This is a genomic window from Paenibacillus bouchesdurhonensis (genome assembly GCF_900155685.1).
GTDB lineage: Bacteria > Bacillota > Bacilli > Paenibacillales > Paenibacillaceae > Fontibacillus > Fontibacillus bouchesdurhonensis.
Window position 1 is genome coordinate 292,787 of the sequence record NZ_LT732547.1, and the last position, 24,763, is coordinate 317,549.

Here is a 24,763-nt window from a genome sequence, read left to right on the forward strand (position 1 = left end):
GCATGGCAACAGCACATGTGGTCGTTAGAAACAAGAAATCATTCTTTACTCCAAAACGGATGTCGCGCATGTCGATTCTGATTGCTTTATCCGCGGTTGGGGCATTCGTGAAGATTCCTACGCCAACGGGGGATATCGGAATCGATTCGGCCCCAGGTTATTTTGCCGGCATGGTAAAAAATTGGGATTGGAAGGAAGCGCAGATCATCGGCATATTCGCTAGGCTTCTAGGTGCGTGGGTCGTTGGATTTCCGCTTGGTATTCCAATTCAGATCTGCTGGGGTGTCTTCCTTGGAGGCTGCATGGGCGTCTATGCAAGACTGGCCCGGCTGAAGTTCGGTCATCTGGCCGCCATTATTGCCGCAACGTTGACGAACGGTGTCTTATTCTCGCTAGCTGTCGTCCCTGCATCCTTTATAATTGCCGGCGGCAGTACGGTTCCGGCTGCATTCGGTGCCGGAATTGCCGGACTCATCGGCGCCTGTGTCGCTTCGGCGATCGCCAGCTCCATCGGTGCCGCAGCTCATAAAATGCTTGCCAAAACAAGTATCGTGAACGGATAAGGAGGAATCGCCATGACATTCATCTGGGTGCTTATATTGCTTGTAGTATGCTTTGCGCCAACCATGATCTATCTGGCCGTGACGAAGAAGGTCGGAGGGGAGCCGCTGGTTCTGAAGGATCAGCATAAATAATGGGCATCATCTAAGACAAGTCATTTATAGCCAAAGTCATTATTCTATAGACGCAAAGATTGCTGTTCGGTTCGAAATGGTTGGAGATTAGGTCAATGAATTAGCGATCTTTGCGGAAAGGGGTTCTCATGCCGATAGTTGAAATGCACAAGATAAGCTGGAAATACGATCCTAAAGGCCCTAACGTGCTCGATGATATTTCATTAGAGATCGAACCCAAGGAGTTTATCGGGATCATGGGGCCAACAGGGGCAGGCAAAAGCTCGCTATCCTTGGTGCTTCGGGGAATCATCCCTGACTTTTTCGAGAATGGCGTGCTGGAAGGGAAAGCGATCGTCTCGGACGTGGAAGTCACGTCGAGCTCGCCCAATCTGTTCGTGGATATCGTAGGCAGCGTATTCCAGGATGCTTCAAGCCAAATTCTCGGTACCACGGTATTCGACGATATCGCCTTCGGGCCAATGAACCTAGGCCTGCCTAAGCAAGAGCTGATCGAGCGCGTGAACTCATATATTCAGAAGCTGAAATTAGCGCAAAAAATCAACCGCAAGCCGGATTCATTATCCGGCGGGGAGACACAGCGGCTCGTTTCTGCAGGCGTGCTGTGCATGGAGCCGAAGGTGTTGGTCATGGACGAGCCTGCCGCTGAACTGGATCCTAGAGGCCGGAAGGATTTATGCGATATTCTCGATGATTTGCGCCAGGATAAGGATATTACGGTGATCCTCATTGAACAGGATCCGGAGCTGATCGTGCAGTACTCCTCCCGGGTGGCTCTCATGAGCGAAGGGAAAGTGGTAGCCTACGCTCCGCCCCGCGAGGTGTTTAAGGATAGAGCCTTATGTGAACGCATCGGCGTATCTCCGCCGGAGATGGTTAGGCTGGCTTATGTGCTGCAAGAGAAAGCGGGAATCGAGTTCCCGAAGCTGCCGCTAACGACGGATGAAATGTATGAGAGCCTGGTGGAGACAATGGGCATTCCAGAGGCAAGCTCCACACCTTCCGAGGAGCCGGTATACCGGTACGCGCCTTTTGAGAAAGATGAGGTGCCGCTCTACCAGTTCGAGCAGGTCGTTCACACCTACAATACGCCGGGCGGGCCTTTCAATGCGCTGGATGGCGTGTCGCTGAACATTTACAAAGGAGATTACATCACCTTCATCGGCACGAACGGGGCCGGAAAGAGCACGTTTACGAAGCATATCAATAATATTCTGACCCCTACCCGGGGAACAGTCAGCTTGAAAGGGAAGGATATTCAGGGCAAGGACACCTCTGAATTCATCACAGAAGTGGGCTATTGCTTCCAAAATCCGGATCATCAGATTTTCTCGAATACCGTCAAGGAAGAGGTAGCCTACGGCTTAATCAACTTAGGTCTGGAGCAGGATGAAATCGACCGGAAGGTCGATGCCGTTCTGGAGCTGCTGGGTCTGAGCGAGCTGAAGGACGAGAATCCCTTTAATCTCGGTAAAGGGGAACGTCAAAAAATCGCCATTGCTTCGACAGTCGTACTGGAGCCGGAGTTTTTGGTCATCGACGAGCCGACCACGGGCTTGGACTGGGTTGAAAGTAAACAGATTCTGGAACTGATCGAGACGCTGCATCAGCGCGGAATGACCATCCTGGCCGTCACCCACGATATGCGCATCGTGCGCGAATATTCCTCGCGCGTGGTAGCCATGCATCAAGGGAAAATCGTTTACGATGGCGATGTGGGCGGCCTTCTGGAATACCAGAAGCTTTTTGAAACTGCGAATATAAGTCTTCCTCCTATTCTTGAGCTATATCACAAGCTAAAAGCGAGCGTTCCTTCGATTGAAGGGAAAGCTGCCCGAACGATTGAGGATATGGCCGAGATCATTATGGATATCAATAAGACAGCACAGTTGAATATATAGGAGGTGTTTACAGTGGAACAGAAATTCCAGGTTGTTGTTATAGGCGATATTTTTGCCGATATGGTGTCGCGCATCATCAGCTACCCGGCCAACGGCGACGGAACATACGGATCGCCGCTCGAAAGGAACGGCGGGGGAACGGGCGGCAACGTAGCTGCGGGTCTCGGCAGGCTGGGCGTGCCTTGTACGATGATCTCCCGCTTGGGGAATGATGAGACCGGAAATTTCCTTAAGGAGGATTTGAAATCCTACGGCGTGGATACCCGCGGTATCATTCTAGACCCGGTCATTCCTACGGGAACCGTCGTTATCACTGTTGATCCGCAAGGGGAGCGCACGATTTTCGTCTTTGCCCTAGACTCGGCCTACGGTAATCTCCAAATGGAGGACACGCGCATTCTAGAGGAAATCCAGCCTCAGGCGATTTTCCTGTCAGGCGTATTGCTGGGACTCCCGGTGACAGAGGCTACCATCTTTGAAGTGGCGAAGCGGTGGAAGGGCAAAGCGAAGCTGTATTTCGATCCGAACCTTCGCCATCCGACGGATGCGGTGCCGCCGCAGATCAAGGATGCCATGCAGCACATGGCCGAGCTTTGCGATGTGGTGCTGACGGGCAAATCGGAAATGGAGGCGCTCGGGCTTTCTCCGAGAGAGGGACAGACCTTTATCGTCAAGTGCGGCAAGGAAGGCTCGTATTTGCTGCAAACGGGCGGGGAAATCGCGTTTAGCGTAGCGCCGACTAATCATGTGGCGATCGACGCTACGGGGGCTGGGGATACATTCGCAGCGGCCTATATTTCAGCCGAACTTAAGGGTTTTGGCGTGAGGGAGGCTATGGAGTTTGCCGCTGTTGCCGCAGGGATTTCCGTGACACGAACGGGAGCTAGAAGCATGCCGCAGCCGGAGGAAATCGAACAGTATCAACTCATTAATTCATAAATCAAATATTCATAAACTCATGAGCGGAGGAAAAAAACTATGAGCAACTGGTATGAAACTTATCATTTTCCGAAGGAAGTACTGGAGCAGGCCGACTCGATTCAGAATTGCATTAACTCTTTGAAGGACGATATTGCGAAAATCCGCGATGCCGGCAAGGATGTCCAGGAAATTCACCTCCTCGGCTCCGGCGACTGCTATTTCATCAGCCTTGCGGCTGCCGAAGCTTTCAAGAAGCTGGCGGGTATTCAAGCCGTTGCGTTTGAAGCTTATGATTACTATCTGAACAAGCCTGCGGTTTCATCTAAAACGATGGTCATTTTGTTCAGCTCATCCGGCAAATCTCTTTACGTGTTGAAGTCGAAAGACTATGCTGCGGAAAAAGAGGCGATCACGATCGGCGTAACGAATCATGCCGACAGTCCTTTAGGCACTTCCTGCACGATTCCGCTGGTGACTACAGCGACCGGGGTATCAAAGACTTTTCCATCGAAAACGACGACCAGCGTGTTGGCGCTTTACTATCAATTAGCGGTGGAAATGGGCGTGCAAAGAGGCACGATTTCCGAGCATGAAGGACAGCGGCTGAGCGAAGAGCTGGCCGTGACCGTACCTGAAATGATTCATCGTATCTATAAGGAGGAGCATCAAAAATTGATGGAAGCGTCTCAGGCTTACCTTGAGGCGAGAAACTATGTGTTCGTCGGCAGCGGTCCTTCCAGATCGTCGGCGCTCGTCGGCGCGGCCAAAATCGTTGAAACCTCTCGCGGGCAAGTGACGTTCTGTAATGCAGAGGAGTATATGCACTTGTTCGGCTTTGCCGTGAAAAGCCCTGATGTCGTCGTCGTGATCGGAAATAATATTTCCAATCACCGCGAGAATCAGGTCGTGGAATACGCCCAAAACCAGCGTGCTCGCGTACTAGTGATCGGTGGCGTAGACACCTTGAATCCGAATATCGACACGATCCATGTCGCGCCTTATTTGCGCAGCCTGTCCCCATGGGGCGTAACTTTGGCCTCAATGGTCGTGCTGCATTTGTTCGCCTCCGAGCTCTCCCATAAATCCTACAAGAACCCGGATGCGCCGCATGACGTAGACCTGAAGCATGTCATCAACCTGCTTTACACCGGGCCCGTAGCAGGTTGGCAGGTCGACTAAAAGGAGACGGCAGCTTATGAACAGACATACCATCCGTACAGATCAGCATGGATTTTTGGATATTACCCAGAGCGTCAAAACGGATGTCAAAGCCGCGAATATTCAGAACGGCCTCTGCTGCGTATATCTCCCCCATACGACAGCGGCCATCACCGTGTATTCCGGGATAGATCCGCTAGGGCTGCTGGATTTGAATGAGGCGATCAAGACGCTAGTTCCTATCCGGGCGGACTTTCATCATCAATGCGACACACCGACAGATGCGGCTGGGCACATCAAATCGTCACTGGTCGGCCCTAGCATGACCTTCATCGTCGAGAACGGCGAGCTGGTGCTCGGCGGTTCCCAGAGCATTTATTTCTTTGAATTTGACGGCCCGCGGGATCGTGAATTTTATACGCAGATTGTGGGGCAGTAGGACAGGTAGATAGGTTTGTATTTAAGAGTAACCATGAACCCCAATTCATGAAGTACCGTCATTACTTAAAGGCTTGGCGGTACTTTTGCTTGTGCGCCATCTTTTTATGTTGGAAATATTGAAAATTTGCTGACAGATGCGGTGGGATAGAATTATATATTAGGCAAATCATTGGCCTGCCCCAAGATAAGAAACCAATCCCTTGGCGATCACGTGATGGCCCCGGTCATTGGGATGGATGGGCAGGAAGCCGTTCAGGGCATCCTCAATCTTCCCTTTGTGGTAGCCATAGATCAGCCTGTCTTGCTTGCCTTCGAACCATTTATGGACGGGAGCAACTTTCGCATTATAGCCTAAGGCGACCTCTTTCGTAGCTTGGTTCAAGGCCGCGATGGCTTCGGTGGAAAGAAGACTGTTCGGGAAAGGATTATACTGCGTGCAGCAGATGATTCGGGCAGGACTGCTATTTCGGATCTGCGTCAGAAGGGCATGGAAATTCTGTCGATAGCGGCTTAGGATTTGCTTGGAGTTCAATGGCTGCTTGCTGCTTAGCGAAGACAAGGCCGAGTTTGCTAAATCCACACCGCCAATCCAGACCGAGACGACGTCCGATCGACTGATGACGGAGGAACCTTGCCACACCGCGGCATCTAATAAATCATAGGTGTTCCAGCCGGGGCGTGCCAGAACATATCCAATCACTTTATGGGAGCCTGAAGCATTTACTAGGGATGCGGCGACTCGGGGATAGGCTTTGGCGAAGGAAGAGGCATTTTCCCCAAATGTAATGGAATCTCCAAGAGCTGTATAGATCATCGGAATATCCCTCACTTATTTGTAATCACATATCTCAAAGGTATAATATGGCACTCGCACAAAGGTGGTGCGGAAGGATGATTGACGGAAAGCGAACTGGCCCAATACTTAGGGATTACAACGCAAGATTTGACTGATTTAATCAGCTTAGATACAGCAAAAAGGAAGCAATTCAGCGGGGGGATTTATGATACATATTCATTTATGCCCTACATGAAGCTCCCCAACGGCAGTCATATCTTTGTTAAGAGCGAGATTGAAGAATGGGTCAGGTATCATTCCCTTTCTTATAAAGAGGGAGAATCTTAGAAGCAGTTTGGACAATAGGCACCGAGCCTCCGGTGTCTTTTTGTGGTGAGGAGAATATGTTTAGTAAGTTTGGATATACTACATAGTGTACATTATGTACATGTTTATGTACAATGGAGGTGAGGAGGAATGAATATGCAAACTGTTCTGAATGCAACCGATGTTAGAGCGAATTTTGGCGGGTTTATAGATACTATCGTGCGTGAGAAGCCTCAGGCGATTAAACGGAACAGAGATGTGATCATGGCATTCTCCAAACAACAAACGAAGGAATTGCTGTCTATATATGAATTGACCTTTGAGTACGAACAAGATGAAGATGGCAGGTATGCTGGTTCTATCGAACAGATCGAAGATATAGTTGCCGATGGCGAGACATTTGAAGAACTTAGAGGCGAATTGGCGCGACAGTTAATTGAATATGCTTTGGACTATGAGAATAATTATTCGCAATATTACAATACGCCGAACCGGCGTAAGCATGCGCCGTATGTATTGCGTGTACTGCTTGAAGACGATATTGAATCGGTTAAACAAATGTTCCATGCCTAGCTGGAGTGATTTAGAGAATTTTTTAAGACGTGATGGCTGGGTGATGATTCGGCAAACGGGGCGTGATAAAATTTATCAGAAAACATTGCCGGACGGTCAAATATTAAGATCTTCCGTGTCTAAAGGTACAGGCGAAATTGGTAAGGGGTTGTTTAATCGTATACTAAAGCAGCAATTAAGAGTGGATAAAGAGTATTTCAACTTGAAAAAGTAAGTACTCTGACATAATTATATTTTTTAATTTTAGTTGACACTATTCTGTCCCCAATGCTATTATACAAAACAAACCAAGTTAACTGATGTGAATTAACAGAACTTAAATCGACTTAACCGGACAGCCGGAGGGTCTCTCTAATCGAGTACAGGCATGCATGATGCCTATCGATCAGGGGGACCTTTGTGTTTTTCTAAGAGTCTTTTTTAGAGGATGAGGAAGAGAAGGGGGAGAGTGGGTTATGGAAAAGAGAAAATGGAGACGGATGGCTCAGGGGATTGTCGGGGCAGCATCGGCCTTATTATTAGCGGTGGCATTGTCTGCTTGCAATGCTGGCGGCAATGGCAGCTCGGGAGAGGGCCAGTTGGCATCAGGAGGAGCGGCAGCGAAGGATTCACCGAATGTATCGTCGCCGGATGAACCGTCTGAGACGAGGGACATCACGATTCGCATCGGTTACCAAAAGTATGGGACGATCAATATTCTGAAAGCGGATGGAGCGCTGGATCGGCGTTTAGAGGAGGAGCGTAATATCAAAATCGAGTGGACGGAGTTTCCGGGAGGCCCCCAATTGCTTGAGGCGTTAAATGTGGGAAGTATCGATCTTGGGCATACGGGGGAAGCGCCGCCGATATTTGCCCAGGCTGCCGGAGCCAAGCTTGTCTATCTTGCTCATGAGCCAGCCAGTCCAAAGAGTGAAGCGATTATCGTACCGATGGATTCCCCTGTGCAGTTTGTTGCCGAGTTAAAAGGAAAGACCGTTGTCCTCAACAAGGGCTCCAACGTTCACTATTTGCTAGTGAAGCAGTTGGAGAAGAACGGAGTGGCATATGAGGATGTGGATGTAAAATATTTGCCCCCTGCCGATGCGCGTGCTGCATTTGAGAAGGGGAGCGTAGATGCTTGGGTGATCTGGGATCCCTTCCTTGCCGCTGCGGAGACAGCTACCGGGGGCAGGGTGCTGGCAAATGGCGAAGATGCCGTCTCCAATCATGAGTTTTATCTCGCGACCCGAGAATTTGCTGAGAAGTATCCGGATCTCGTGGATATTCTATTGGAGGAGGCGGATAAAATCGATGCCTGGTCGGCAGATCATCCGCGGGAGCTCGCCGAGAAGCTGTCGCCCCAGCTCGGCATCGATGTTGAGTCGCTTGAGCTGGCTGCCGGGCGCAGAGGCTATGGCATCCAGCGAATTGACGAGGAAGTGATCGAGGCGCAGCAGTCGATTGCCGACACTTTCTATGAACTAGGGTTGATTCCAGCCAAGCTGGACATTCATGAAGCTATTTTAAAATAAAGTATTTCTAGGGATCGAGGAGGAGACGAGTGATGAAAGTATTCTGGTTCATACCGACTCATGGAGACGGACGTTATCTGGGCACGAGCCAAGGCGCGCGTGCGGTGGATCTTCATTATATGCAGCAAATTGCCGTGGCTGCGGATCGGCTGGGTTATGAGGGGGTATTGATTCCGACGGGAAGCTCCTGCGAAGACCCTTGGGTAGTCGCGTCTTCGTTGGTGCCTGTTACGCAGCGCCTGAAGTTCCTCGTTGCGCTCCGCCCGGGGCTAACCTCACCTACGCTTGCGGCACGGATGGCGGCCACGCTGGATCGTATTTCTAATGGAAGATTACTGCTGAATGTCGTAGCTGGGGGCGATCCCGTGGAATTGGCGGGCGACGGCTTGTTCCTGGATCACTCGACTCGTTATGAATTAACGAGTGAATTCCTTCATATATGGCGCCGAGAACTGTCTGGAGAGACCGTCGACTATGAAGGCAAGCATTTGCGGGTTGAAGGCGGGCATATTTTATATCCCGGCATTCAGCAGCCGTATCCGCCGCTCTGGTTTGGCGGCTCATCGGAGGCGGCTCTACAGGTCGCCGCGGATCATGTCGATGTCTATTTAACTTGGGGCGAGCCTCCAGCTGAGGTCGCGAAGAAAATTGCCGAGATGCGCAGGCTGGCCGAAGCCCGTGGCCGTACGATCCGTTTCGGAATCCGTCTGCATGTCATTGTGCGCGAAACGGAGGACGAGGCGTGGGCTGCAGCCAACGATCTCATTAAGCATCTGGATGAGGAGACGATTGCTGCGGCGCAGAATATTTTTGCCCGTTTTGACTCGGTCGGCCAGAAGCGGATGTCTACGCTGCATGGCGGCAGCAAGGAGCAATTAGAGATCAGCCCGAATCTATGGGCGGGGATCGGACTCGTTCGCGGCGGTGCAGGCACGGCTTTGGTCGGCAGTCCAGACATCGTTGCCGAGCGGATGCAGGAATATGCGGATTTGGGAATCGAGACATTCATTTTCTCGGGTTATCCTCATTTGGAGGAGGCCTATCGCGTGGCGGAGCTGTTGTTTCCGTTGCTGCCGCTGCAGAAAAGAAGCGAGGTGGCAGGCCCGTCCTCGATCAGCCCGTTTGGCGAAATTATTGCGAACAATATGCGGCCAACGCCGAAGGCAGCGGCGCATTAAAAGGGGGGCGATCTAAATGCAGAAGAAGAGATGGCATATACAGGCCTTGCCCTGGTATATGCCTCTGCTGATTCTCGTTGCTTGGCAGGTGGTGGGCAGTATGGGGCTTATGCCCGAACGTACGCTGCCTTCGCCGCTTGAGGTCTTTCAGGCCGGCTGGAAATTAACGACGAACGGGGAATTGGCGGAAGCGATCGGGATAAGTACATGGCGGGCTCTGATCGGGTTCATCATCGGCGGGGTGTTGGGCTTCATATTAGGACTGCTGAACGGGGTTCTCCCTTTGTCGGAGAAGCTGACCGATTCGACGATACAGATGATCAGGAACGTTCCGCATTTAGCGATGATTCCGCTCATAATCGCCTGGTTCGGGATAGGAGAAGAGGGCAGGATATTTCTAGTTGCAATGGGAGTGTTCTTTCCAATCTATATTAATACACTGCATGGGATTCGTTCGGTCGATCCAAGTCTGATCGAGATGGGGCAAGTATATGGCCTTCGCCATTACCAGCTGTACCGGAGAGTCATTCTTCCCGGTGCGCTGCCGTCGATTTTGGTCGGATTTCGCTTCGCGCTAGGCATTATGTGGTTGACGCTGATCGTCGCTGAGACGATCGCCGCCAATTCGGGCATTGGCTATATGGCGATGAATGCGCGGGAGTTTTTTCAAATGGATGTCGTAGTGCTGAGTATTTTATTGTATGCTTTGCTCGGAAAATTATCGGATTTAATGGCAAAAGGCTTGGAGAGGAGGTGGCTAAGATGGCATCCGCACTTCGCCGAAGAAGGCTCGAAATTCAAGAACGTCTAAGAAGGAATGCCGATCGGGCGACATATCCCGATGCGTCTCCAGTAGAGCCCTCCCTGCAGGTGGAAGCGGAGGATGGGGAGAATATTAAGCAGGACGATAGCATGCAGACAGGCGGCGTATCGATCGAACTGGAGGCGGTGTCCAAGCAGTTTGGCAGCAAGCTGGTGCTGCGGAATATTCAACTGTCGGTGAAGCCTGGCAGCTTCGTCGCCATCGTCGGCCAGAGCGGCTGCGGCAAAAGCACGCTGCTTCGCCTTTTATCAGGACTCGACCAAGCGAGCAGCGGTTCATTAAAGCTGCAGGGGCAGGAGGCTCGGGGTATTCACTCTGCTACGAGGTTCATGTTCCAGGATTCGCGTCTGCTTCCTTGGAATACGGTGCTGGACAACGTGAAGCTGGGACTGACCGGCTTGGGCTCGGGCGATTCTCAGCGCCGGGCTTATGAGGCTCTTAAGCTGGTCGGGCTGGAAGAGCGGACGGGGGAGTGGCCTTCCGTCTTGTCCGGCGGTCAGCGGCAGCGGGTTGCGCTAGCCCGAGCCTTGGTCGGAAATCCGCAGCTGCTGCTGTTCGATGAGCCGCTTGGTGCGCTTGATGCATTGACCCGTATTGAGATGCAGCGACTGATCGAGCATCTATGGAAGCGGCGGGGCTTCACCGCCGTCATGGTAACGCATGATGTGAGCGAAGCGGTAGCTTTGGCGGATCGGGTCATTCTGATCGAGGACGGGCAGATCGCTCTGGATCTTCAGGTAACGTTGGCTAGGCCGCGTAATCGCGATGCTGGCTTTGCCCACTTCGAGCAGATCATTCTTAATCGGGTGCTTGCACCTGACCACAGGGAGAAGCGCGGTTCTGATTTTCTTTTATATGATATATGAAGGGATTTTATCGGTTGTTCGGTTCTGGATCTTTCCTAATGAGGACGTAGAGTGGATCGTTATCGAGGGGGGGGGATAGGGGGGTTATATCCAATCAAAGCATCTTTTCGTGTTACAATGAAAGCCGGTTTTCAGGTGAATCCTGAATAACCGGCTTTATATACAATTTAAAGATATTCGCATTTAAATTTTGAAAACTCAGCTGCGGAGTCTTCTCCGTGGGCATATAAACCAATGAGTACACCTGTAAATCCTCCTGCAACTTCAGAGGAAAGGTATCTGGTTTGTGCCGTGCCTAAGAGGAGATCCTCGCCGTTAGCGTGAATGAAGAAGCTGTAGCGCTCATGATTTGCCCGAATCACCAGAGTAGTATGGTTGTCACTTCCTAGGTCAACTTCATGTTCAATGGATTTAATATCACCTATATTTAGGCGCTCGATCACTTTATACTCATTCGCCACTTTTTGTACAGCTAAATCATAATGATGATGTTCATCCATATAGAGCGTGATGCCAGCCTCTCCACTTGTAAGCTTTACATCACATGAGATTTCAGCGTTGAAGTCCCTTTGGCGAATACCTATAAATGTTGGAGATTTAGGAGTATCCAGAGACACTTCCGTCCCTTTAAGCTGTAACTTATCTATATCCAATTTATAATTCTCTTGGGCAGGATGACGGAGATAGCACCAGTCCAAATTCCAGTCCGTGTTCTCGAAAGTAAAAATCTTTTTCTCCTGCTGAGCGACATGATTTGAAATCCGATCCGTTTCAAAACTCGTAAGGGTAGTGCCGTTATATCCAGCTGTAAACCAACCATCCTCGCCAAAAGTAACTGGCGTCAGGAAAACTTCACGGCCAAGATGATGGTAGGTGAGCCATTGACCGATTTGACGGAAACCCAGATGGAGCATCCACCAATGTCCGTCATCATCTTGAACTAGATCGCCATGGCCAACCGCCTGCAGCTCGTACCCGCCTAGATTACGATTGGTCAGCACGGGATTGTCCGGATAAGCTTCGAAAGGGCCAGAAATTGAATCTCCCCGTGCATAAACGACCATATGACCGTACTCAGTTCCGCCTTCAGAAGCCATGAGGTAATATCGGCCATTTATTTTATACATATGAGGACTTTCTAAGTATCGTCCACCAGTTCCTTGCCATATCGAACGGCTTGGCGACAGCTTCGTACCCGTTTCAATGTCAATTTCACACTGAACAATACCACCAATACCGTTATCGTCTTTCCCGTTGCTCATAAAGTAGGTCTTCCCGTCTTCAAAATACAAATCGGGATCGATTCCTCCCTGATCCACATAGATCGGTTCTGACCATTCACCGTAAATGTCGTCTGTCCATACATAGAAATTTTGCCGCGTGGTATCGTTGGTCGTGGTCATGTAGAATCTCCCGTTGTTGTGGCGTATCGTGGGAGCGAACACCCCGCCGGAGCTGGTCACCTCGCCGAGCTGAACCTGACTCTCTCTCGTGAGACAATGACCGATTTGCTTCCAGTTGATCAGATCCCTGCTCTCAAAAATGGGTACGCCAGGGAAGTACTGAAAGGAGCTGCAAACTAAATAATAGGTATCCTTCACTTTACATACACTCGGGTCTGGATAGAATCCTTTGATAACCGGGTTATTGTATTTCATGTATACACCTCTTTCATAAATTCACATATATATAAATTCGGTTAATTGAGCTATTAAGAAAATTAAACAACATTGGTTTGGTTTTTGCAATGTATTAGGGTTGAGCGATTTTGTTAAATCTATTAAATTAATATATATATGATTTCAATAAAATAGATCGGGAGATTATGATGATTATTAAAGCGAATAGCGAACAGAAGTTTATGCCTTTATATGAAGCGCTGGCAAGTGAAGTCAGGTGGGGAATTATGAGTCTCATTGCCGATAAGGAGATGAATGTGAAGGATATTGCAGAGCGGCTGGAGCTGAGCTCCTCGATCATCACTATGCACATCCGCAAACTCGAACAAGCCGGACTGATCGGAAGTCGGAGAGCGCGCTTGAATGGGGGAACCCACAAAATGTGCTTCCTCAAACAAAAGAGGGTCGAGATCGAACTGCCGTCTGCAAGCCAAAGCTCAAGAATTAGAGAGCAGAGTATTTCAGTCGGTCATTACACGGCTTTTGAAGTCCATCCAACTTGCGGCCTGGGCACGCATGAGATGGAAATAGGAGTATGGGATGACCCGCGCTATTTTCTCGATCCCGAGCGGGTTAACGCTGCTATTCTGTGGTTTGGATGGGGATATGTGGAGTACAAAACACCGAACTATTTGCTTACCGATCAATCTGTTTCCGCCATCGAAATCTCTATGGAAATTGCCTCAGAAGCTCCCGGGTTAAGGGATAATTGGCCTTCAGATATTGAATTTACATTCAACGGCGTATCCCTTGGCACATGGACAAGCCCAGCCGACTTCGGAAGAGCTGCGCGGGGCAAGTACACACCGGATTGGTGGCATCGAAATGTGAATCAATATGGGTTGTTAAAAACGATCCGCATTGACGCATCGGGGACGTTTATAGACAAGGAGCGGATGTCCGGGGTAACCCTATCGGATATCAAGCTGTGGGACCCGTTTTGGACGCTTCGTTTTGCGGTTGATGAGCAGGCTGTTAACATAGGAGGATTGACTTTATACGGTGCCGGATTCGGCAATCACGATCAAGACATTGTCATCCGCGTGTACCTTGATGAGGATGATTAGTTCGGTAACCAAGAGGATATAAAAGATGTAAAATAAAGAGATCTGTCTGATTTGGACAGATCTCTGCGCTTACGGCAGTCTTGATCAAAACAATACAATGCCTGCACAGGCCGATAAACCGATTACCGCAAGCGGGTGGATTTTGTACTTCACAATCGAGATGAAGGCAGCCGCACCGATCAGCAGGGTCGCTAACGTTGTCCAATTGAACATACTGCTCGTTAGGTCAGGGAAGCCGAGATGAATTGCGGCATAGATGATAAGTCCGATAATAATCGGACGAAGGCCGTAGAGGGAATATTTCACCCAGGGTTTGGTATGGATCTTGTAAAAAAATCTTGCTGCCAGCACGATAATGATCAGAGATGGCAAAATGATCCCCACAATAGCGGCAATCGCTCCCGGCATTCCGGCCGTATCCAGGCCAATCAGCATGGCGGCATTTACGGCAATGGAGCCGGGGGACATGCCTGCTAAAGCGACAATATGCTGAAAGCGTTCCGGAGTAATCCACCCGTACTGGCTCACTTCATAATGGATCATGGAGATGACGGCATAGCCGCCCCCAAAGGAGGCAAAGCCTATTTTCATGAAAATAAGAAACAGTTTCCACAATAGCACGCAATTCACCCTTTATTCAAAGTCATTTTCAACCATCGGGTCTATTCGAAGCGAACGAGCGATTAAATATAATACTCTATAAATTCTGTCCCAGAGCTTGCCGCCTGGGATTCTTTTTCCGTATGAAGCGGCAATCCCAGCGCCTTCTTCACGCCCATAATGACATTTCCCGCAATTAGTCCGATCAAGATCAGGAAAATCGGATTCAATCCTGTAAATAGCAACAGCAGAAGCGACGCGATAGTTACTAGTTTGGTAGAAAGGTCGAATAATGAGGTTTTTCCCATTCTGTAGGCCGCTACAGCGATTAGCCCGATAACCGCGCCGTTGATGCCCTTGAAGGCGGAGATCATTTTCGGCTCATTTTGCAGCAGAGCATATCCGGCGCTTAAGCCGATTAATATTAGGAATGTAGGAAGTGTAATGCCAAGAACGGCGGCGATTGCTCCAGGAATTTTACCTAGGCGATAGCCGATAAAGGCTGAGGAGTTTACACCGACACCACCGGGTGCAGAACCGGCGATGGAGAAAATATCGCTAATCTCCCGTTCATCCATCCATTGCCGCTTCTCCACGACCTCATGCTCAATTGTCGAAATCATGGCATAGCCCCCTCCGAAGGTAGAAGGGCCTATTTTTAAAAAAGTCCAAAATAAATCTCGGAGCACAATCAATTTGCTTATAAATCCGGCTCGCATGCTTATTCTCTCCCTAATCTGCTTGATGTCACAGCATACTCGTGATTAATCCGTTGAAACCTAATTCAATTATAGCAACTTTTTATCAAATTGGAATTAAGTTTTCGAACTATTTATAATTTATTCAAAAAAATATTGCAATCCATGTAATATAATAGTAATAATCAAAAAAGCAACATTCTTATCGTAGTAATCCTATAGGGTATGGTATTCTTTTTGTCGAGTTGAATAAAAGTCTGCTGCTAGATAATTCGGAGACAAGCAGATATAATAAAACATATATCCGATGAGAATAATGTGAATAAACGAGGCGACTCTTTATGAATAAAATAAGCCAAGCGGCATTAAATGCGAAGAAGGCAGTATTTGAGCGAATAGCAGGACAAGGCCATGTCTCCAAAGCGGAGCTGCTGGACGAATTCGGCTTGACCAGCAGCAGCCTGACAAGACTATTGGATGAATTGACGAATGAAGGCTGGTTGGCAGAGGCGGGCTTTGGTGAGTCCACAGGCGGAAGGAAGCCGATTCTTTATCAGGTCAATTCTACGCATAAAGTGATTTTCGGCTTGGAAATCTCCCGGCTCTACTCGGCGCTGGGTTTGTTCGATTTGAATATGAGAACTCTTTCCTCTTGCCGATGGCCGATGGATGAAACGATGACCCCGCAGAAGCTGGTTCATGATGTCAGCGGGAAGATCGAGACTATGCTGCAAGAGCATGGCATAGCTAGAGATAAGGTGGCGGGAATAGGTGTAGGAGCTGTCGGGCCGCTGGATAGGCACCGGGGACTTATTTTAGAGCCGCGTTATTTCTCTGCTGCGGGCTGGGCTCATGTTCCGGTTTGTGAATGGCTGGAGAGGGAGACTGGGATTCCGGCAACTCTGGAAAATGGAGCGAATACGGCGCTAATTGGCGAGCATTGGGCGCTGCGAGGCGAGAACGTGCAGCATATGCTGTATATTCATGCCGGGTCTGGACTGCGATCCGCGATGATGTCCAACGGTTCTTTAGTATATGGGGCGATGGATATGGAGGGCTCCATTGGGCAAATGATCATTCAGCCGGACGGGCCAAGGCTGCATAATGAGGGGAATTACGGGGCGCTAGAGGCTTTCGCTTCGGTGCAGGCTTTGGAGAAACAAGTAAGAGAGCAGCGCAAAATGGGGAGGAATCAGCTTGCCGGTACCGAGGGTTTTCAGCCGGACGGCATTCATTTCGATATGCTGGTAGAGGCCCTGAACCAAGGAGACCTCTTTATCCGTGAGCTATTTACCCAATCCGCTGTCTATATGGGAATCGGCTTAGCCAATCTAATAAATATCCTTCACCCGGAAGCGGTCATACTGGGGGGAGCGTTAATCAATGCCCACAGCCTATATTACGATACCGCAATTTCCGTCGCGCAGAAGAATATTTATTACTACCCGGAATATCAGCCGATATTCTCTAAAGGAATTCTCCAGGAGAATGCTGTTTCTGCAGGCGCGGCCGTGATGATGCTTAAGCAGCTCTCGCTGTGAGAGAGATGGAGACCCCTTCGGGTCTCTTTTTTTACCAGTTAATCAGGAACACGGAAGCTCAATCAATACATTAGCCCGTTGCAGATTTCTTTCGTTTGAACGTCTTGCATCTCTGGCGTTAATGGTGGCGTTTCCTCCTATATTCCAAAGTAATCCTTCCTGATTTTTGGAGTCATGACATCCCCCACCTGCTCGAACAGTTGGAGTAACTCGGTATATGTATTCGGATCGTCACCGATTTTGTTCCACAGCTTCGAACCGATGAGCACGGATTCGTCTTGATCCAGATTCATGATTTTAAATGGGATGGTGAAGCCCGAGCTCCGGTAAGGATTTCCGTCTCCAGCCGGGTTGAACGGCAGCCCGAAATAAGGCTTTCTCGTAGGATCGCCGGCAATCAGTCTCAACATGTCGCGCTTGGCGCGTTCAGTCTGATCTAGATTAGGCTTCACCGTTTTGAAGGAGTAGAATTCCTCCGTGCCGCTCGGACGGCGGATATATAGATCGGAAAGCACGGTGACCTCCTCAAAACGCTCATTTTCCAGCGTCAATAATTCCTCGATTTCCTGCTGCCAATTCGGCGTAGTTTTGTTCTGCCGCAGCCTGCTAAGGATAGAATCTATCTTCTCCAGCCGCCAGGTGCATACTTTAAAGGTGATGGCATGCTGATTTATGGCCTCGGCGCCGCTGCCCAGCGCAATCAGCTTGCCGATCTGCTCGAAAATGCCTTGCCCCAACGTCGTTACGAAGGATCTTTCAAATTTAGCTCCCTTCCAAACCTCCAGCGGCACAAGCCGAAAACCAAAGGGGTTGGCGTTCTCTACGGCCTTCTCATCAAAGGGTTCCATGATGCAGCGCCTCTCGATAATACGTTCCATGACTTGGGTTAAGTGCTGAACAATCGCTTCCTGTGTATGGGCATTCATTTCATAACCTCCCTGCCAATAAATAAAAAGGCGTGGGACTATTGCCCCACACCTTTATTCTAATCTCGCTGCGCAGTCGTGGCAATCTTTCTTTCTGCAGGTAGGCTTGGCGATAGCTCCTGCTGATGGATCAAGTCATAGATGGATTCTCCGATCACTTGCGCTAGTCGGACGGGAACCGCATTGCCGATTTGTATATATTGCTGCGTTAAGGAACCGCACATCCTATAGTCTACTGGGAACTCCTGAATAGCCAGATACTCTTCAATACTCAGGGGCCGATCCTTGTAAGGGTGCCCGAGATTGGTACTCTTTTGCATCGGGGAGGTCAGCAGTGTCGGTGATGGCTTGTGGACATGCAATCTTCGGAAAAAGCCCATCTTACCGCCGCCGGATTCATAGGCTCCGCCCATGGCCTGCTTAATGACATCCTTTGGCAAGTCCTTCCAATATCCGCCGCCCTGCGGCACCATCTGCATATACTTTAACCGATCCAAGGAGTATTCCACGTAGTGATGCTGCTCGACGGATAAACGGTTCAGAACCTCGCCTAGGGTGACCCATTTGGAGGTGCCGTCCGCTCCGTTTGGCGTGTGGGTCTTAGCTGGAAAGCGATAGCGCGTATGAAGATCGGATCGCACACCAACGATAAATACCCGCTCCCTCGTTTGCGGAACGCCATAATCGGCGGCATTGACCAGCTCCAGCGTAATCTCGTAGTCGGGAATTTTACCGAGCAGGTAGCTTAGCGCGCTGCCAGGCATCTCATCCGGCTCAAGCGGCGGAAAGTCCTCGCCGCGCTGATTGATCGGCCGATGTTTGAGAGCTGCGGACAGCAGCCCGCGTACATTTTCAAGCAGGAATACTTTGGGGCGGGCTTCCGTGACCAGCTCGGCAAACTTGAGCATCGCTTGACCGCGCGCATCCGTGAAGGCTTGTCGCTTGCCCGCAGTGCTAAAGGATTGGCAGGGGCTTCCACCGAACATCAGGTCGATCTCTTGCCCTGGTTGAAGCCCAGCCTCTTCGTAAATTTTGTCCTTGCTATATGTCATGATATCCCCTTGCACAACGTTTAACTCGGGGTGGTTTGTCATTAACGTCTCACAGTAGATTTTCTCAATTTCAACAGTTAGTTTAATATCGAATCCAGCTTGCTGGATTCCCATATCCAGGCCGCCTGCTCCAGAGAAGAAGGATATCGCCACCGTCATCATGTCACCTCTTAAATCTTCAAGTAGAATAATTATATCATCGATTGGGTGAGCGGTCCAGATTTTCTGCGGCTCATGTTGCGGGAAAACGCTTTTTTAGCTATTCTCAAATGGAGAGGGTATTAAGGAGGATGGGATTAATGAATTATCGGCAATTGGGAGATACAGAATTACGGGTAAGTGAGCTGAGCTTCGGAACATGGGCGATCGGCGGCAGTTGGGGTCAATCTAATGACCAGGAAGCGCTGCGCGGTTTGGCCACAGCGATGGAGCAGGGTGTTAACTTTTTTGATACAGCGGATGTATACGGATCGGGGCATGCGGAGGAGCTGCTGGCAAAGGCAACCAAGGGCAAAGAGGACGAGGTTTATATCGCTACTAAATTTTGCCGGGCTGGCGACATCCATGATCTCAATACGTATTCCGAAGAGTCGGTTCGCGCCTATTGCGAGGGCAGTTTGAAGCGCTTGCAGCGCGAACGCATTGATCTATATCAGATTCACTGTCCGCCTCTAGCCGTGCTGAAGGATGGCAAAGTGTTCGAGGTACTGGACAAGCTTAAAGCGGAAGGCAAAATCCGCCACTACGGCGTATCCGTGGAGACGGTGGAAGAGGGATTGTTCTGCCTGAGCGTGCCTGGCATCAAAGCGCTGCAGGTTATCTTCAATATTTTTCGCCAGAAGCCAGCGGAGGAACTGTTCGCAGAAGCGAAGTCAGCGGGAGTGGGGATTTTGGCGAGATTGCCGCTGGCGAGCGGCCTTTTGACGGGCAAGTTTACGAAGGATACGACATTTAGCGAGGATGATCATCGGAATTTCAACGCGAACGGAGAGCAATTCAACGTGGGGGAGACCTTCGCAGGCTTGCCTTTCACGAAAGGCGTGGAGCTCGCTTCCCAGTTGTCCTGGATTGCCGAAGGACGCGAGGATATGGCGCGTGCCTCGATGCGCTGGATTCTCGATCATCCGGAGGTGACCTGCGTCATACCGGGCTTCAAGAATGTTCGGCAGGTGGAGGCCAATCTTGGTACATTGCACGTTCCGGCGTTTCGTCCAGAGGAGTTGGAGCGCCTTCAAGCGTTTTATCGAAGCGAGGTAGCAGAGCATATTCGCGGGGCGTATTAATAGCGCAGTTTCTTAGGATCTATTTTCGGGCAGTTTAACATGTGGAAAAAGGGCCCTGAAGCCGTAAAATCGATATCTTTTGGTTCATTGATACCAAGAGGTATCGATTTTTCTGTGAGGAGGAAGGCTTGGTCTTTGGGCTTCGATTAGTTAACCCGCATTCTTTCGTTGGCATAGACGTAATCTGCATATAGCTTTGACCGAAGAAATTCGGGTGATTTATGTACTCACTCAGGAAGAACATTTAATGACCGCTATTGGAGCATTTGTTGGAGAGCAGCCCCAATAGCAGTCCCCGTGATACTGTTGCTTTGATCGCAGGATACTTCTCAGTTACTTCTTAACGTGCCTATTGGGCCGAGACATGTATGCTATCGATGTTCGGGCCTTCCGTACCGGTAGTGACTACTTTTAAAGTGTTGGTTCCGGTATTCATAGGTACTTGGATCGTTTTCTCGCCCCAGGTTGCCCAACTTCCAGTCGCAGCAAAGGCAGTATTACTCACTACTTTCGTTCCGTTAACGTAGACATCTAGATTTCTTGTTCCACCCTCCAGTGCATACCGGAACTTCACGTTTTTAGTTCCTGCAACAGCACAGTAGATACTATTCCACTGAATGCTCGCATCGGTAGATGCATCAAAATTAACATATCCCGCACCGTTATAACCTGAATAGATGCTCTCTAGGGCTGCGTTGGCCAATGTTGTATTTGTTTCCGCTTCATAGGTGGTACCACCACCGTCACCGCTGCCGCTGCCGAGTTCAGCAACAAAGGTGGTAATGCTCTGGGCAGGAAGATGGGCAAAAAAGGAGCCGCTTGATGCATCGAGTGGTGTTCCGGCTGTCAGATTGTTGCTGCTGTCGGTAATCCATCTCGATACGCTCGATGCCGTCCCATTTTGCAAGACAAAGTTTTGGTTTACCGCTGTAGTACCTCTGTTCACTGCAACAATAACAAGCTTGTTGTCGCCTTTGTATGCAGAAGTGAAAACATGTGTATCAGGGTTCTTGGTTGCATCAACCCTTACATATCCGGGACGAACGAATTTCGAATAATGAGCCATCGCATATCCGCGCTTGCTGATATTACCGTCCTCTTTCATAGGACCGTATTGCCTGCGAATGTACCACCAGATATAGGCCTGGAATTCTGCGTCAACCATATTGTAGTGTATATGATGCGCCACGTCCAATGCCTCCGGCCAGCGATCTGCCGAATTATTGTCACTATTCGGGTAATAAACTTCCGTCATCCAAAGCTCTTTTCCCGCTCCTTTTTGCTTGAAAAGAGGATAAGTGAAATTGTTGAACGGAGTGCCATAAGTGTGAGCACCAAGAATATCCATATTAGCAAGTGCCTGTGGGTCGTTCAAAATCGGGTCTGACATGTTCTTAAGGTAAGAAAAAGACTCCGGTGCGATAATTCGGGCATTGATGGATCCGGCATTTTCCTTCATAAAGCGAAGCATTTCTTGTGGAGTCCACCACGTCCAATCATGCGCGTAATCCGGCTCATTTTGAACAGAAATAGCATATAGATCGACGCCATTATTCTTCATGTATGAAACGAAATCATTAAGGTGCTGCGCATACGCCGCGTACTTATCGTGTTTAAGTCGTTTTGCATTCGTATCCCCATTGCGATTGAAGGTCTCAACCATGTCACTTGGAGGATTCCATGGCGAAGCAATGACTAATGCGCCATGTTCAATCGCTTTTTTTGCAGTCGCCACCTCTCTGTTCCAATTATTTCTGTTGTCATCCACATAGATCCTTACTATCGAAAAACCTAATTGATTCGGATCATTACCGAAAGCGGTTTCTCTTTGCGCCGCTGTCAAATCTCCAATCCATGCCGGGTGATTCATGCCCCCAAAACCGCGAATCGTTTGTTTTTCTGCCGATAAATTAATGACAGCATCACTTGCTGCCGAAACTTCAGTCATTGTCGGCATGGCTAACATCAGCGGCAGCGTAATTATGAACGCCAATAATACATGAATTGATTTTTTTACACGTGAAAACATGACTTTCCTCTCCTTTTAAAATAATATTGTTCATAAAATCTGCAACTCTTTGGACGAGTCATTTCCGGTTTTCGGCTGTTTTAGCGTTCTGACGACCTCCTTCCGATTGGCAAAAACAATATAAGTGCCTGATTACTGTATTAGCGACTTATTTGCAATTTCCTTCCATAAATGTGCAAATTTAATAAAATAATTCCTAAAATAGTCATTTGTACTTTTTGTCATGGGGGGATTTTTTAATTGATGGGACAATAGGCTAACGGAGTAATAACTTTTTCATAATCTGTAGAATAGGACTATGCGATAGTGTTGATCTTCTCACGACATAGTTAAAGACGCGAACCGTGCAAGGTTCGCGTCTCAGTCATTTCCTTCTCCAAGCTTTATAAGCTTCTATCCTTCAATTTCTTGTGCAGGTTGTTGAGCTGCTTCATCAACTGCTCGTACTCCTCAAGTTCAATCTGGCAGGAACGTATTTCTTCACTGATTTTAAGCGTAATGGCTTGCTTCTCTTCAAGGGCCTTCTGCTGAAGATGGATAAATACTTTCCTTTCATCCACCTGGGAGCGCTTTTTCTGCACCCAACCGCTGGCTTCCATCCGAGCAAGCATAGGAGTTAATGTGCCGGTTCCCAGATCAAGCTTCTCCCCTAGCTCCTTGACGGTGATCCCGTCCCTCTCCCATAGCGCGAGCAGCACTAAATACTGAGGGTAAGTTAACCCGAAGGGTTGAAGGATGCTGGCATATAGCTTGTTAAATTCACTGGCTGTCTCATAGACGGCAAAGCAGAGCTGCTTTTTTAGCGTCAAAAAATCTTCCACAATGTTCACCTTGCTTATGCTTAAGATTAGGTCGAGTTGAAATGAGTTTTAAAAGTGCTGAAACGTCTTACAGCAAAGGGATGAGATCTTTCTCGATTTTACTAGGCGCGACTCTTGGGCTGTATCTCTTGACGACTTTACCGTCCCGATCAACCAGGAATTTGGTGAAATTCCATTTGATTTTACTGGATAGCATGCCCTTCTGCTGCTGTTTCAAATATGTGAATAAGGCGTCCTCATGCTCCCCGTTGACGTCAATTTTGGCAAAAATGGGGAAGGTTACGCCGTAATTAATTTGGCAGAACTGCGTCGTCTCATCCATATTATCATACTCCTGATTGTTGAACTGAGCGCTGGGGAACCCCAGGATGACTAATCCCTGATCCTGGTACTTGCTGTATAGCTCCTGAAGCCCGCCAAATTGTGGAGCAAATCCGCATTTGCTGGCGGTGTTCACAATAATTAAAGGACGACCATTGTAGTCTTGAAGCAACTTTTGCTCCCCATTCGTCATTTTAACCTGGAAATCATATATGCTATTCATTGATAAACCTCCCTAATTTATGCTCTTCTTTAGAGAACGGCCATAACTTTAAATAGATCTCTTACGATTTAATCGTACACGATCTAAATGTATTTGGCAAGGCGCCTGCTTCGATAGACAAAAATTACGGACATTCACCGATGCACGCTCAACCCAATTAATACATCATGTTTCTTAAAAACAACTATATTGGTGTGTTGGCACCCGGACTACTGCCTTTGAATATACGTCACATTTGGAAATCCCGTAAATTGGATTGACAGCATAAAGAATCCAAGGATATATTGGTATCGGAAATAATTACTGCAATCCTGGGGGATTGCATGATGCGAAGGAAGGTGGCTTATGAAAACTCATGCCTCAGTGTTGGGCAAGATTGTATTAAGCTTCGTGATGGTCATTGTGGGTATGGCGATCATTTCATTTATCTTTGCGGTTGTAGGCGTTGTTTTGGGAAAGGATCTGGCCGAGTTGGAGAACTCGATCGGGGAGAATCTGCTGATCCAATATTTGCAAGTGTTTTTATTTATAGCGAGCTCTTATGCGATGTACGCGTTCTTTGAACGGAAGAAGGGATGGTCATTCGGTTTAAAGCAGCAGCGGAGTGCGGCATTTGCTCTACACGGTGCTGTGGCGGGCATCATTCTAATCTCGGTCTCGGCAGTTCTAATTTGGGTCTTTGGCGGAATCGCTTGGCAGGCGGCGGTGTGGGAACAGGATATGCTGATTCCTATGCTGAAGGGGGCTGTTCTGTTTGTCGGCGTGGCCGTGTCGGAGGAAATCTACTCACGCGGGTATATCCAGGGTCTGCTGCGCTATCATTACGGAAAAACAGCTGCTATCATCGTGAGCTCTATACTGTTTGCACTTCTACATAGCCTTAATCCAGGCGTATTCAGCTCCCCGCTTCCCATCGCCAATCTGATCATGGCTGGGGTCATTATGGCGGTAGCGCGTGAGGTTACCGGTGGATTATGGTGGCCAATCGGCTTGCATTTAACCTGGAATTACTTCCAAGGCTACATATATGGCTTTAATGTCTCGGGAACAGTGCCCGACCACTCTTTGCTAAGTACCACGGATCAAGGGCCAGCCTGGTTATCTGGAGGCATCTTTGGTATAGAGGGGAGCGCGTTAACGGTAGCGGTATTGATCTTAGGCACCATTGCTGTATATGCGTTGTACAGGAATAGAAATAAGCAGCTTGATGCGTCTTCCGCTTCTTCGCTGCCCAAATTATAAAGAGATCGCATCCGAATGCCGACCGCGTCAGGCCTGATTTCAGGGATTGATAGGGTCGGTATTTTTTATGCGGATCTATTATGCAAACTAGGTGTGATTCATTGATTGCAAA

At 49.0% G+C, this 24,763-nt stretch carries 25 protein-coding genes; 16 read left to right on the top strand and 9 right to left on the bottom strand.

Features of this window, described 5'->3' with window-relative positions:
* The first annotated feature begins 2 nt into the window (after positions 1–2).
* The 5 genes from CZ379_RS01350 to CZ379_RS01370 all read left to right on the top strand — a co-directional run bounded on the left by CZ379_RS01350 (position 3) and on the right by CZ379_RS01370 (position 5,114).
* A complete protein-coding gene (locus CZ379_RS01350; protein ID WP_110929955.1) occupies positions 3–563 on the top strand; it encodes an ECF transporter S component in 561 nt (186 codons plus the stop codon).
* Between the two features lie 260 nt (positions 564–823).
* Complete coding sequence (locus tag CZ379_RS01355; protein ID WP_110929956.1) at positions 824–2,596, top strand: ABC transporter ATP-binding protein; 1,773 nt, start codon at positions 824–826, stop codon at positions 2,594–2,596.
* A gap of 12 nt (positions 2,597–2,608) precedes the next feature.
* The gene (locus CZ379_RS01360; protein ID WP_110929957.1) at positions 2,609–3,535 is read left to right on the top strand and encodes a carbohydrate kinase family protein; all 927 of its coding nucleotides are present in this window, start codon (positions 2,609–2,611) and stop codon (positions 3,533–3,535) included.
* A gap of 39 nt (positions 3,536–3,574) precedes the next feature.
* Complete coding sequence (locus CZ379_RS01365; protein ID WP_110929958.1) at positions 3,575–4,696, top strand: SIS domain-containing protein; 1,122 nt, start codon at positions 3,575–3,577, stop codon at positions 4,694–4,696.
* Between the two features lie 16 nt (positions 4,697–4,712).
* Positions 4,713–5,114 carry a secondary thiamine-phosphate synthase enzyme YjbQ gene (locus tag CZ379_RS01370; RefSeq protein ID WP_110929959.1) on the top strand — a complete coding sequence of 134 codons (402 nt, stop codon included), beginning with the start codon at positions 4,713–4,715 and terminating at the stop codon, positions 5,112–5,114.
* A gap of 168 nt (positions 5,115–5,282) precedes the next feature.
* On the opposite strand, the gene CZ379_RS01375 is transcribed toward CZ379_RS01370, so the two are convergent.
* Entirely contained in the window at positions 5,283–5,930 is a 648-nt protein-coding gene (locus tag CZ379_RS01375) for an SGNH/GDSL hydrolase family protein (protein WP_110929960.1), read from the bottom strand.
* An 81-nt stretch (positions 5,931–6,011) separates the two neighbouring features.
* Between CZ379_RS01375 and CZ379_RS01380 the strand changes: the two genes are divergently transcribed.
* The 7 genes from CZ379_RS01380 to CZ379_RS01410 all read left to right on the top strand — a co-directional run bounded on the left by CZ379_RS01380 (position 6,012) and on the right by CZ379_RS01410 (position 11,169).
* A complete protein-coding gene (locus CZ379_RS01380; RefSeq protein WP_110929961.1) occupies positions 6,012–6,239 on the top strand; it encodes a hypothetical protein in 228 nt (75 codons plus the stop codon).
* 129 nt (positions 6,240–6,368) lie between these two features.
* Positions 6,369–6,791, top strand: a complete 423-nt coding sequence (locus CZ379_RS01385) for a hypothetical protein (protein ID WP_234404770.1) — start codon at positions 6,369–6,371, stop codon at positions 6,789–6,791.
* Positions 6,784–7,005, top strand: coding sequence for a type II toxin-antitoxin system HicA family toxin (locus CZ379_RS01390; protein ID WP_110929963.1), 222 nt, complete (start codon positions 6,784–6,786; stop codon positions 7,003–7,005). The genes CZ379_RS01385 and CZ379_RS01390 overlap by 8 nt, the downstream gene beginning before the upstream one ends.
* A gap of 241 nt (positions 7,006–7,246) precedes the next feature.
* On the top strand, positions 7,247–8,302 hold the full coding sequence (locus tag CZ379_RS01395; RefSeq protein ID WP_234404771.1) for a sulfonate ABC transporter substrate-binding protein: 1,056 nt from the start codon (positions 7,247–7,249) through the stop codon (positions 8,300–8,302).
* Positions 8,303–8,334: 32 nt separating this feature from the next.
* Entirely contained in the window at positions 8,335–9,480 is a 1,146-nt protein-coding gene (gene ssuD / locus CZ379_RS01400; protein WP_110929964.1) for an FMNH2-dependent alkanesulfonate monooxygenase, read from the top strand.
* A gap of 16 nt (positions 9,481–9,496) precedes the next feature.
* Positions 9,497–10,291, top strand: a complete 795-nt coding sequence (ssuC, locus tag CZ379_RS01405) for an aliphatic sulfonate ABC transporter permease SsuC (RefSeq protein WP_110929965.1) — start codon at positions 9,497–9,499, stop codon at positions 10,289–10,291.
* Between the two features lie 101 nt (positions 10,292–10,392).
* Positions 10,393–11,169 (top strand): ATP-binding cassette domain-containing protein, encoded by a 777-nt coding sequence (locus CZ379_RS01410; protein WP_110930454.1) that lies wholly within the window; start codon positions 10,393–10,395, stop codon positions 11,167–11,169.
* A gap of 167 nt (positions 11,170–11,336) precedes the next feature.
* On the opposite strand, the gene CZ379_RS01415 is transcribed toward CZ379_RS01410, so the two are convergent.
* Positions 11,337–12,827, bottom strand: coding sequence for a glycoside hydrolase family 43 protein (locus CZ379_RS01415; protein WP_110929966.1), 1,491 nt, complete (start codon positions 12,825–12,827; stop codon positions 11,337–11,339).
* A 173-nt stretch (positions 12,828–13,000) separates the two neighbouring features.
* Here CZ379_RS01415 and CZ379_RS01420 point away from each other — a divergent pair, with 173 nt between their 5' ends.
* Complete coding sequence (locus CZ379_RS01420) at positions 13,001–13,915, top strand: ArsR/SmtB family transcription factor (protein ID WP_110930455.1); 915 nt, start codon at positions 13,001–13,003, stop codon at positions 13,913–13,915.
* 84 nt (positions 13,916–13,999) lie between these two features.
* Here the strand turns inward: CZ379_RS01420 and CZ379_RS01425 are convergent, their stop codons facing one another.
* Together CZ379_RS01425 and CZ379_RS01430 are read right to left on the bottom strand one after the other, a co-directional pair.
* On the bottom strand, positions 14,000–14,536 hold the full coding sequence (locus CZ379_RS01425; RefSeq protein WP_110929967.1) for a chromate transporter: 537 nt from the start codon (positions 14,534–14,536) through the stop codon (positions 14,000–14,002).
* 62 nt (positions 14,537–14,598) lie between these two features.
* Positions 14,599–15,234, bottom strand: coding sequence for a chromate transporter (locus CZ379_RS01430; protein WP_110929968.1), 636 nt, complete (start codon positions 15,232–15,234; stop codon positions 14,599–14,601).
* Positions 15,235–15,554: 320 nt separating this feature from the next.
* Between CZ379_RS01430 and CZ379_RS01435 the strand changes: the two genes are divergently transcribed.
* Entirely contained in the window at positions 15,555–16,754 is a 1,200-nt protein-coding gene (locus CZ379_RS01435) for an ROK family protein (RefSeq protein WP_110929969.1), read from the top strand.
* Positions 16,755–16,891: 137 nt separating this feature from the next.
* Here the strand turns inward: CZ379_RS01435 and CZ379_RS01440 are convergent, their stop codons facing one another.
* Positions 16,892–17,680: a TdeIII family type II restriction endonuclease gene (locus tag CZ379_RS01440; RefSeq protein WP_110929970.1), complete on the bottom strand. Its 789-nt coding sequence runs from the start codon at positions 17,678–17,680 to the stop codon at positions 16,892–16,894.
* A 59-nt stretch (positions 17,681–17,739) separates the two neighbouring features.
* The gene (locus tag CZ379_RS01445) at positions 17,740–18,891 is read right to left on the bottom strand and encodes a DNA cytosine methyltransferase (RefSeq protein ID WP_110929971.1); all 1,152 of its coding nucleotides are present in this window, start codon (positions 18,889–18,891) and stop codon (positions 17,740–17,742) included.
* Positions 18,892–19,031: 140 nt separating this feature from the next.
* Here CZ379_RS01445 and CZ379_RS01450 point away from each other — a divergent pair, with 140 nt between their 5' ends.
* Positions 19,032–20,015: an aldo/keto reductase gene (locus CZ379_RS01450; RefSeq protein ID WP_110929972.1), complete on the top strand. Its 984-nt coding sequence runs from the start codon at positions 19,032–19,034 to the stop codon at positions 20,013–20,015.
* 349 nt (positions 20,016–20,364) lie between these two features.
* Here CZ379_RS01450 and CZ379_RS01455 read toward each other — a convergent pair whose 3' ends face one another.
* The 3 genes from CZ379_RS01455 to CZ379_RS01465 all read right to left on the bottom strand — a co-directional run bounded on the left by CZ379_RS01455 (position 20,365) and on the right by CZ379_RS01465 (position 23,409).
* Positions 20,365–22,044 carry a glucuronoarabinoxylan endo-1,4-beta-xylanase XynC gene (locus tag CZ379_RS01455; RefSeq protein ID WP_110929973.1) on the bottom strand — a complete coding sequence of 560 codons (1,680 nt, stop codon included), beginning with the start codon at positions 22,042–22,044 and terminating at the stop codon, positions 20,365–20,367.
* A 383-nt stretch (positions 22,045–22,427) separates the two neighbouring features.
* Positions 22,428–22,865 (bottom strand): MarR family winged helix-turn-helix transcriptional regulator, encoded by a 438-nt coding sequence (locus CZ379_RS01460; RefSeq protein WP_110929974.1) that lies wholly within the window; start codon positions 22,863–22,865, stop codon positions 22,428–22,430.
* Positions 22,866–22,932: 67 nt separating this feature from the next.
* Positions 22,933–23,409, bottom strand: coding sequence for a glutathione peroxidase (locus CZ379_RS01465; RefSeq protein WP_110929975.1), 477 nt, complete (start codon positions 23,407–23,409; stop codon positions 22,933–22,935).
* A gap of 345 nt (positions 23,410–23,754) precedes the next feature.
* Between CZ379_RS01465 and CZ379_RS01470 the strand changes: the two genes are divergently transcribed.
* Positions 23,755–24,651: a CPBP family intramembrane glutamic endopeptidase gene (locus tag CZ379_RS01470; RefSeq protein WP_110929976.1), complete on the top strand. Its 897-nt coding sequence runs from the start codon at positions 23,755–23,757 to the stop codon at positions 24,649–24,651.
* Positions 24,652–24,763: the final 112 nt, after the last annotated feature.